This is a genomic window from Desulfovibrio sp. X2, assembly GCF_000422205.1.
Classification (GTDB): domain Bacteria; phylum Desulfobacterota; class Desulfovibrionia; order Desulfovibrionales; family Desulfovibrionaceae; genus Alkalidesulfovibrio.
In genome coordinates this window covers 1-6703 of the sequence record NZ_ATHV01000016.1, presented here as the reverse complement: position 1 = coordinate 6703, position 6703 = coordinate 1, and the positions used below count along the sequence as shown (strand labels likewise).

The 6703-nt window shown below is 69.1% G+C and carries 7 protein-coding genes; 3 read left to right on the top strand and 4 right to left on the bottom strand.

The window, feature by feature from the left end; genetic code table 11:
* Window positions 1–37: 37 nt before the first annotated feature.
* The 3 genes from DSX2_RS06025 to DSX2_RS06015 all read right to left on the bottom strand — a co-directional run bounded on the left by DSX2_RS06025 (window position 38) and on the right by DSX2_RS06015 (window position 3432).
* Window positions 38–316: a zinc ribbon domain-containing protein gene (locus DSX2_RS06025; protein WP_020880274.1), complete on the bottom strand. Its 279-nt coding sequence runs from the start codon at window positions 314–316 to the stop codon at window positions 38–40.
* Between the two features lie 172 nt (window positions 317–488).
* Window positions 489–689, bottom strand: coding sequence for a hypothetical protein (locus DSX2_RS06020; RefSeq protein WP_020880273.1), 201 nt, complete (start codon window positions 687–689; stop codon window positions 489–491).
* Between the two features lie 112 nt (window positions 690–801).
* A complete protein-coding gene (locus DSX2_RS06015) occupies window positions 802–3432 on the bottom strand; it encodes a glycogen/starch/alpha-glucan phosphorylase (protein WP_020880272.1) in 2631 nt (876 codons plus the stop codon).
* A 410-nt stretch (window positions 3433–3842) separates the two neighbouring features.
* Between DSX2_RS06015 and DSX2_RS06010 the strand changes: the two genes are divergently transcribed.
* Window positions 3843–4646 carry a 2-amino-3,7-dideoxy-D-threo-hept-6-ulosonate synthase gene (locus tag DSX2_RS06010; protein ID WP_020880271.1) on the top strand — a complete coding sequence of 268 codons (804 nt, stop codon included), beginning with the start codon at window positions 3843–3845 and terminating at the stop codon, window positions 4644–4646.
* 134 nt (window positions 4647–4780) lie between these two features.
* Here the strand turns inward: DSX2_RS06010 and DSX2_RS06005 are convergent, their stop codons facing one another.
* Window positions 4781–5050 (bottom strand): hypothetical protein, encoded by a 270-nt coding sequence (locus DSX2_RS06005; protein WP_020880270.1) that lies wholly within the window; start codon window positions 5048–5050, stop codon window positions 4781–4783.
* Window positions 5051–5502: 452 nt separating this feature from the next.
* Here DSX2_RS06005 and DSX2_RS06000 point away from each other — a divergent pair, with 452 nt between their 5' ends.
* Together DSX2_RS06000 and DSX2_RS05995 are read left to right on the top strand one after the other, a co-directional pair.
* Window positions 5503–5775: an Lrp/AsnC family transcriptional regulator gene (locus DSX2_RS06000; protein WP_020880269.1), complete on the top strand. Its 273-nt coding sequence runs from the start codon at window positions 5503–5505 to the stop codon at window positions 5773–5775.
* A gap of 27 nt (window positions 5776–5802) precedes the next feature.
* A complete protein-coding gene (locus tag DSX2_RS05995; protein WP_020880268.1) occupies window positions 5803–6645 on the top strand; it encodes an L-2-amino-thiazoline-4-carboxylic acid hydrolase in 843 nt (280 codons plus the stop codon).
* Window positions 6646–6703: the final 58 nt, after the last annotated feature.

Here is a 6703-nt window from a genome sequence, read left to right as displayed (position 1 = left end):
CGCGGCCTTTTTCGTTGTGCCAGGATGACCGGACGGCTCAGCCGCCGCAGCCTCCGGAGGAGCAGCCGCCGCAGCCGCCCGTGGGGCCGCCGGGGCCGCGGTTCAGGTGCGCCGGGCGGGCGGCGGGGTGGATCTGCTTGACGCTGTCCAGCCCCTTGAAGGGCGAGGCGCCGGTCTTCAGGGAATGGCGGGAGACGAGGCGCGTGGTCTTGGCGCTGCCGCAGCCGGGGCAGCAGGGGGCGGTCTCGTCCCGCATGCTGCCGAGCTCCTCGAACTCGCGGCCGCAGTCCTCGCAGACGTATTCGTACATGGGCATGCGTGTCACCTCACGGAAGGATGTCGGGAAATGGCCGGGAAAGGATACCGTGCTGCCCGGCCATGTCAAGGCGCGTCCGATTCGCCCGGAACGGCCGCGCGGAAGGATACGGCCGGAAGGAGACGGCCGGAAAGGCGCGGCGGGAAGCCCCGGCAGGTCGCGCGTTCCCCGTCTATTCGCCGCAGCTGTCCGCGGAGGTGGCGAAGAGGCAGCTCTCGCAGAAGACGAAGCACTCGCCGTCCGTGGACTCCACCGAGAGCGTGGCGCCGCAGAAGGGGCAGGGCACCTCGTCCGCGCAGGACTGCGCCCGCTCGACGGCCTCTTTCGCGCGCTCCGTGCGGATGTGCTCGAGGGCGCAGACGATGCTTCGCATGGGTACCTCGCCGGTACGTGTGTCTTTTTGTGCAGACCTTCCATAGCGCAAAGCCGGGGTCGAGGGAAATGGGCAGAAACCCTCGGCCTGCCGCCGTGTTCCGGCGCCCTGTCTAGGGCAGCGGCTTCACCCCCCAGATGTCCTCGGCGTATTGCCGGATGGCCCTGTCCGAGGAGAACTTGCCCATGCGCGCGGTGTTCAGGATGGAGCGGGCGGCCCAGCCGCGCGGGTCGGCGAAGGCCGCGGCGGCCTCGTGCTGGGCGCGCATGTAGTCGGCGTAGTCCGCGAGCACCATGAAGTAGTCGCCGCCGGCAAGGAGCGAGTCCACGATGGGCGCGAAGAGGTCCGGCTCGCTCGGCGTGAAGTGGCCGGAGCGGATGAGGTCGAGCGCGCGGGAGAGTTCGGGCGAGGAGGCGGCCAGGGCGGCCGGGTCGTAGCCGCCCGCGCGCCGCTGCTGCACCTCGTCCACGCGCAGGCCGAAGAGGAAGAAGTTCTCCGCGCCCACCTCCTCCAGGATCTCGACGTTGGCGCCGTCGAAGGTGCCGATGGTCAGGGCACCGTTCAGGGCGAACTTCATGTTGCCCGTGCCCGAGGCCTCCATGCCCGCGGTGGCGATCTGCTCCGAGAGGTCGCAGGCGGGGATGATGCGCTGCGCGAGCGACACGGAGTAGTCCGGCAGGAAGCAGGCGCGCAGCCTGCCCTTGCAGGCCGGGGCGGCGTTCACGGCCTCGGCCACGGAGCAGATCAGGCGGATGATCAGCTTGGCCATGGCGTAGCCCGGCGCGGCCTTGCCCGCGAAGAGCACGGTGCGCGGGGTCACGCTCGCGTTCGGGTCGTCCAGCAGCCGGGCGTAGAGCGTCACCAGGTGCAGGCAGTTCAGGATCTGGCGCTTGTACTCGTGGATGCGCTTGACCTGCACGTCGAAGAGGCTCGCGGGGTCGGTCTCCACGCCGCACAGCTCCTTCACGGTCCTGGCCAGGCGCTCCTTGTTGGCCTTGCGGATGGCCATCCACTCCTCGCAGAAGGCCGCGTCCCCGGACAGCGGCTCGAGCCCCCGGAGCTTGTCGAGGTCCGTGACCCAGCCGTCCCCGACCTCGCGCGTGGCCAGGGAGGCCAGCCGCGGGTTGCACTGCAGCAGGAAGCGGCGCGGGGTGATGCCGTTGGTCACGTTGGTGAAGCGCTCGGGATACATGTCGTGGAAGTCGCGGAAGATGGTGTGGCGGATGATCTCCGAGTGGAGCTCGGCCACGCCGTTCACGCGGTGGCTGCCCACGATGGCCAGGTGCGACATGCGCACCTGCTTCTCCGGACCCTCCTCGATGAGCGACATGCGGCGCAGGCGGTCCGTGTCGCCCGTGTAGCGCATGGCCACCTCCTGGAGGAAGCGGCGGTTGATCTCGTAGATGATCTGCATGTGCCGGGGAAGGAGGCGCTCCATGATCTCCACGGGCCACTTCTCCAGCGCCTCGGGCAGCACGGTGTGGTTGGTGTAGGCGAAGGTGCGCACGCAGATGGACCAGGCCTGCTCCCAGGTGAGGTGCTCGCCGTCGAGCAGCATGCGCATGAGCTCGGGGATGGCGATGGAGGGGTGGGTCTCGTTCAGCTGCACGGCCACCTGCTCGGGCAGGTGGTCCCAGGTGGCGCCTTCCTTGCGGAAGCGGCGCACGATGTCCTGCATGGTTGCGGAGACGAAGAAATACTGCTGCTTGAGCCGAAGCTCCTTGCCCGCCTCCTCGCGGTCGTCCGGGTAGAGGACCATGGAGACGTTCTCGGACTGGATCTTGTTCTCCAGCGCGCCCACGTAGTCGCCGGAGTTGAAGAACTGCAGGTCGAAGGCCTTGGCCGCCTTGGCCACCCACAGCCGCATGTTGGTGGTGAAGCCGTTCTTGTAGCCCGGGATCATGACGTCGAAGGCCATGGCCCGGATGCGCTGCGTGTCGATCCAGTGGTAGCGGGTGCAGCCCTCGTGGTCCACGTACTCGCGCACGTGGCCGTAGAAGTGCACGGAGTAGAGGTGCTTGGCGCGCTGAAAGCCCCACGGGCTGCCGTAGTGCAGCCAGTTGTCGGCCCGCTCCACCTGGCGCCCGTCCTCGATGTCCTGGCGGAAGATGCCGTAGGCGTAGGAGATGCCGTAGCCGTAGCCCGGGATCTTCCGGGTGGCCATGGAGTCCAGGAAGCACGAGGCCAGGCGGCCGAGGCCGCCGTTGCCCAGGCCCGGCTCCGCCTCCTGCTCGATGAGCTCCTCGAGGTCGAAGCCCGTGTCCTCGAGCGCCGTCTTGACGTCGTCCTCGATGCCCAGGCTCAGGATGTTGCTCTCCAGGAAGCGGCCGGGAAGGAACTCCAGGGAGAGGTAGTAGACCCGCTTGGTGTCCATCTCGTAGAATTCGCGTTGCGTCGCGATCCACTGGTCCACCAGGCGGTCGCGCACGGCGAAGGACAGCCCCTGGGAACAGGTATAGGCGCTGGGCCGCTCGAAATCGTTGCCCAGCGTGGTGGCGATGTGGCGCTTGATGTCCGCGGCGATCTTCTCGCTCTCGGGCGCGCTCGGCGTGTAGCAGAGCTCGTCCACGATGCGTTTTTCCCTGGCGAGTCTGGCCTTGCCCGGGTCCTCCGCGCGAGTCTTGCCCGCGGACGGCTTGGCCGCGGCCTTCGCCTGCGCCGCGCGTCCCGCCCCCGTGGTCCCGCCCTTGCGGTTCCTGCCGCCCTTGCCGCCCTTGTCGCCCTTGTCGTTCGATGCCGCCATGCGCGCTCCCTGCGTCTGCGAGTTCAAATCAGGATAGCACGTCGCCCGGGCGCAGCAAAGGGCAGGGGCGTTATATTCCCGTGACGTGCGCAAGAATGTCGGGGCCCGGACGCGGGCCGGGCATCCTCGGGGGCCGCGAAAAGGCGTGGGGCATGCGCCGTTGACAGCGCGCGGGGCCGGGGCTAAGAGGACTGCATGCGCACGCAGATCGGAACCGCACCCAGCTTCTTTTCGTTTTCCTTTTTCTTCTTCTTTAGAAGCGCCCGCGGTTCCACGGCGCGCGCAGGTTAGCACACACCCTGCGCACGATCCGGAGGGGCCGCGGGCATAAGCCCGCGGCCCCTCCGTCGTTTCGGGCCCCGGGTTCCCCCTGTGCGGTCCTTTCGGGCAAACCCTCCGAGGAGGAGAACATGTTGCTTGGAAAGGCCGTCCGCCTGGAACGCATCTTCAACCGCAATACCGGCCGCACGATCATCGTGCCCATGGACCACGGCGTCAGCGTCGGGCCCATCGGCGGCATGGTGGACTTCAAGGGCTCGGTCAACCGCGTGGCCGAGGGCGGCGCCAACGCCGTGCTCATGCACAAGGGCATGCCGCGCTGCACGCATCGCGGCTACGGCAAGGACGTCGGGCTCATCGTCCACCTCTCCGCGTCCACCTCCCTCTCGCCGTTCCCCAACGCCAAGACCCTGGTCGGCACGGTGGAGGACGCCCTGCGCCTGGGCGCGGACGGGGTGTCCGTGCACGTCAACCTGGGCGACGTGAGCGAGCGCGAGATGCTGCGCGACCTGGGCGAGGTCACGAGCCGCGCGGCGGAGTGGGGCATGCCGGTGCTGGCCATGATGTACGCGCGCGGCGCGCACATCCCGGACGAGTACGACGCGGACGTGGTCTGCCACGCGGCGCGCGTGGCCGTTGAGCTCGGCGCGGACGTGGTCAAGGTGCCCTATCCCGGCAGCCTCGAGGACTTCGCGCGCGTGGTGGAGGCCTGCTGCGTGCCCGTGCTCATCGCGGGCGGGCCGCGCATGGACAGCGAGCGCGACCTGCTGACCATGGTCCACGACGCCTGCCTCGCGGGCGGGGCCGGGCTGTCCATCGGCCGCAATGTGTTCCAGCACGAGCGGCCCGAGGTGCTGATGAAGGCCCTGGCCCGCATCGTCCACGACGAATGGGACGTGGAGCGGGCCCTGGAGCTTCTGCACGGGGCGGAATGAGGCGTGCGCGCAATGCGCGGATCTCAATTCTGCGGATGACCGTGTGCGGGGCTGTCGACATCCGTAAGACTCGCGCCTTGGAATTCCTGCGCGGGGACCGGGCCGGGGCCGTCACGGCCATCCGGCCCGGGGCCTCAGGCGCGCACGTGGTCCTTCAGCCACTTGAGCACGTTGGCGCTGCCGCGTCCCACGAAGGACGGGGTGAGCCTGAAGACGTACAGGAAGTCGGTCTCCTTGATCAGGGGCTTCAGGTCGTCGAAGAGGGACTTGGGGGTGGCGTCCACCTCCACGGCCCAGATGGCAGGAGTCAGCCGGGCGTAGGCGTGGGTCTTCAGGAGCTCGAAGAATCGCGGGTAGGCCTCGGGCGGTTGCTGCAGATCGGTGACCACGAGCAGTGCGGGCATGGGGGCTCTCCTCCTTGGGGCTTCCAGGGGTTTCGTAGCAGGGACGCTCGCGGCCAGCAACGCGAAAGCGGTGCGGGGCAGGCGAAAAGGGGTAAAGAAATGAACCCGGGCGGCCGATAGGACGATAGGGCGACAATTCCCGGCTCGGGTGGGGAGCATGCCTGTCGACGGAATGGACACAACGATCCGGTCCGTCCCGAAGGGGGCGGGCCGGGCGACGATGCGCGACGCGAGAGCCCGGGGCGTTTTCATCCCGGGCGGTCTGTTCGACAAGACGACGTGAGTCCGAGCCGGCTGCGGCGCCCGCAGTGGTCCCCGCGTCCGGCCGCAAGGCCGGGCGCGGGGCCTCCTTTGCCCGCCTCCATATCCGTTCGTCGCCCCGGCCCCTTCGGCGGCGCGCGGCGTTGCCAGGGGCGCGCCGAGCGTGTAAATCTCGCGGCCGGAGGTGAATCATGGTCAACGCCATCGTGCTCATGAAGGTCGATCCCGCCCGCATCAACGAAGTGGCCCAGAAACTTCTGGAAGTCCAAGCCGTGCACGAGGTCTTCTCCACCGCAGGCCGCTACGACCTGGTGGCCCTGGTGCGCGTGCGCGAGCACGAGACCCTGGCCGAGGTGGTCACGTCCGGCTGCCTGGCCATCGAGGGCATCCAGGGCTCCGAGACCCTGGTGGCCTTCAAGGCCTACTCCCGCCACGACCTGGAACGGATGTTCGACCTGGACTAGGCCTGAGCGCGCCGGGCGAGGGCATCCATGCACCGCAGAACGCTTTTCAGGACCCTGGCCGGAGCGGCCTGCTGCTGCCTCCTGCCCCGCGCGGGGCTTGCCGCCGCGCCCGCCTCGCCCGCCGCATCCGATGACGCCGCCGCATCCGAGGCCAGCTATTTCGCGCGCCGCAGGGACGCGCTGCTCGCCGCGTTCAAGGCCACGAACGCTGGCGTGGCCGCCATGCTCGCGGGCAGGCTCGGCGAGCGCGCCGCCAAGGCTGCGACCGGCGACGCGCTGGACTCGTTCGCGGACCAGATCCCCCTCATGCCCCCGGTCGGAGGCGAGCGGAACCCGGACAGCTGCTTCATCCCCGTGGCCGCGTGGTACGTGGCCTACGCCAGGACGCTCCGGCCGCACGGCCTCACGGGCGAGGACGTGGGGCGGATCATCTACGAGCTGAACGCCCGAGAGCTCGCGGCCCGGCCGAAGAAGGACCTCCTGGTCGAGGGCGCCGCGCGCTTCACGCCAAAGGCCTACGAGGATGGCCGGGCCTGGGCGGCCTGGACGCAGCGCCGCGAGTACCCCGCCAACTGGGTGGCGCATTTTTTCGAGGACGGTCCGGACTTCGACTTCGGCTACGACTACACCGAGTGCGGCGTGGTCAAGTACATGCGCGCCCACGGCGTGCCCGAGGTCGCGCCCTACGTCTGCGTGAACGACTTCCTCTCGAGCCGCGCGCAGGACACCGGGCTTCGCCGCATACGGACCCTGGCGCTCGGCTACGACTGCTGCGACTTCCGCTACAAGCAGGGCCGCCCCGTGCTGCAGGACTGGGAGAGCGAGGCGCCCAAGATCGCCGCGCGGCTGAAGGAACTGAAGATGGTCTGATGGCCTGACGCGCCCGTGCGGGCACGTCCGTCCGACGACGCGAAAAGCCCCGCGCACG

Bases quoted from the DNA above. Each gene is read 5' to 3' on its own strand.
- DSX2_RS06025 (WP_020880274.1), bottom strand. From the start codon at position 316: ATGCCCATGTACGAATACGTCTGCGAGGACTGCGGCCGCGAGTTCGAG.
- DSX2_RS06015 (WP_020880272.1), bottom strand. From the start codon at position 3,432: ATGGCGGCATCGAACGACAAGGGCGACAAGGGCGGCAAGGGCGGCAGG.
- DSX2_RS06000 (WP_020880269.1), top strand. From the start codon at position 5,503: ATGGTCAACGCCATCGTGCTCATGAAGGTCGATCCCGCCCGCATCAAC.
- DSX2_RS05995 (WP_020880268.1), top strand. From the start codon at position 5,803: ATGCACCGCAGAACGCTTTTCAGGACCCTGGCCGGAGCGGCCTGCTGC.
- DSX2_RS06010 (WP_020880271.1), top strand. From the start codon at position 3,843: ATGTTGCTTGGAAAGGCCGTCCGCCTGGAACGCATCTTCAACCGCAAT.
- DSX2_RS06020 (WP_020880273.1), bottom strand. From the start codon at position 689: ATGCGAAGCATCGTCTGCGCCCTCGAGCACATCCGCACGGAGCGCGCG.
- DSX2_RS06005 (WP_020880270.1), bottom strand. From the start codon at position 5,050: ATGCCCGCACTGCTCGTGGTCACCGATCTGCAGCAACCGCCCGAGGCC.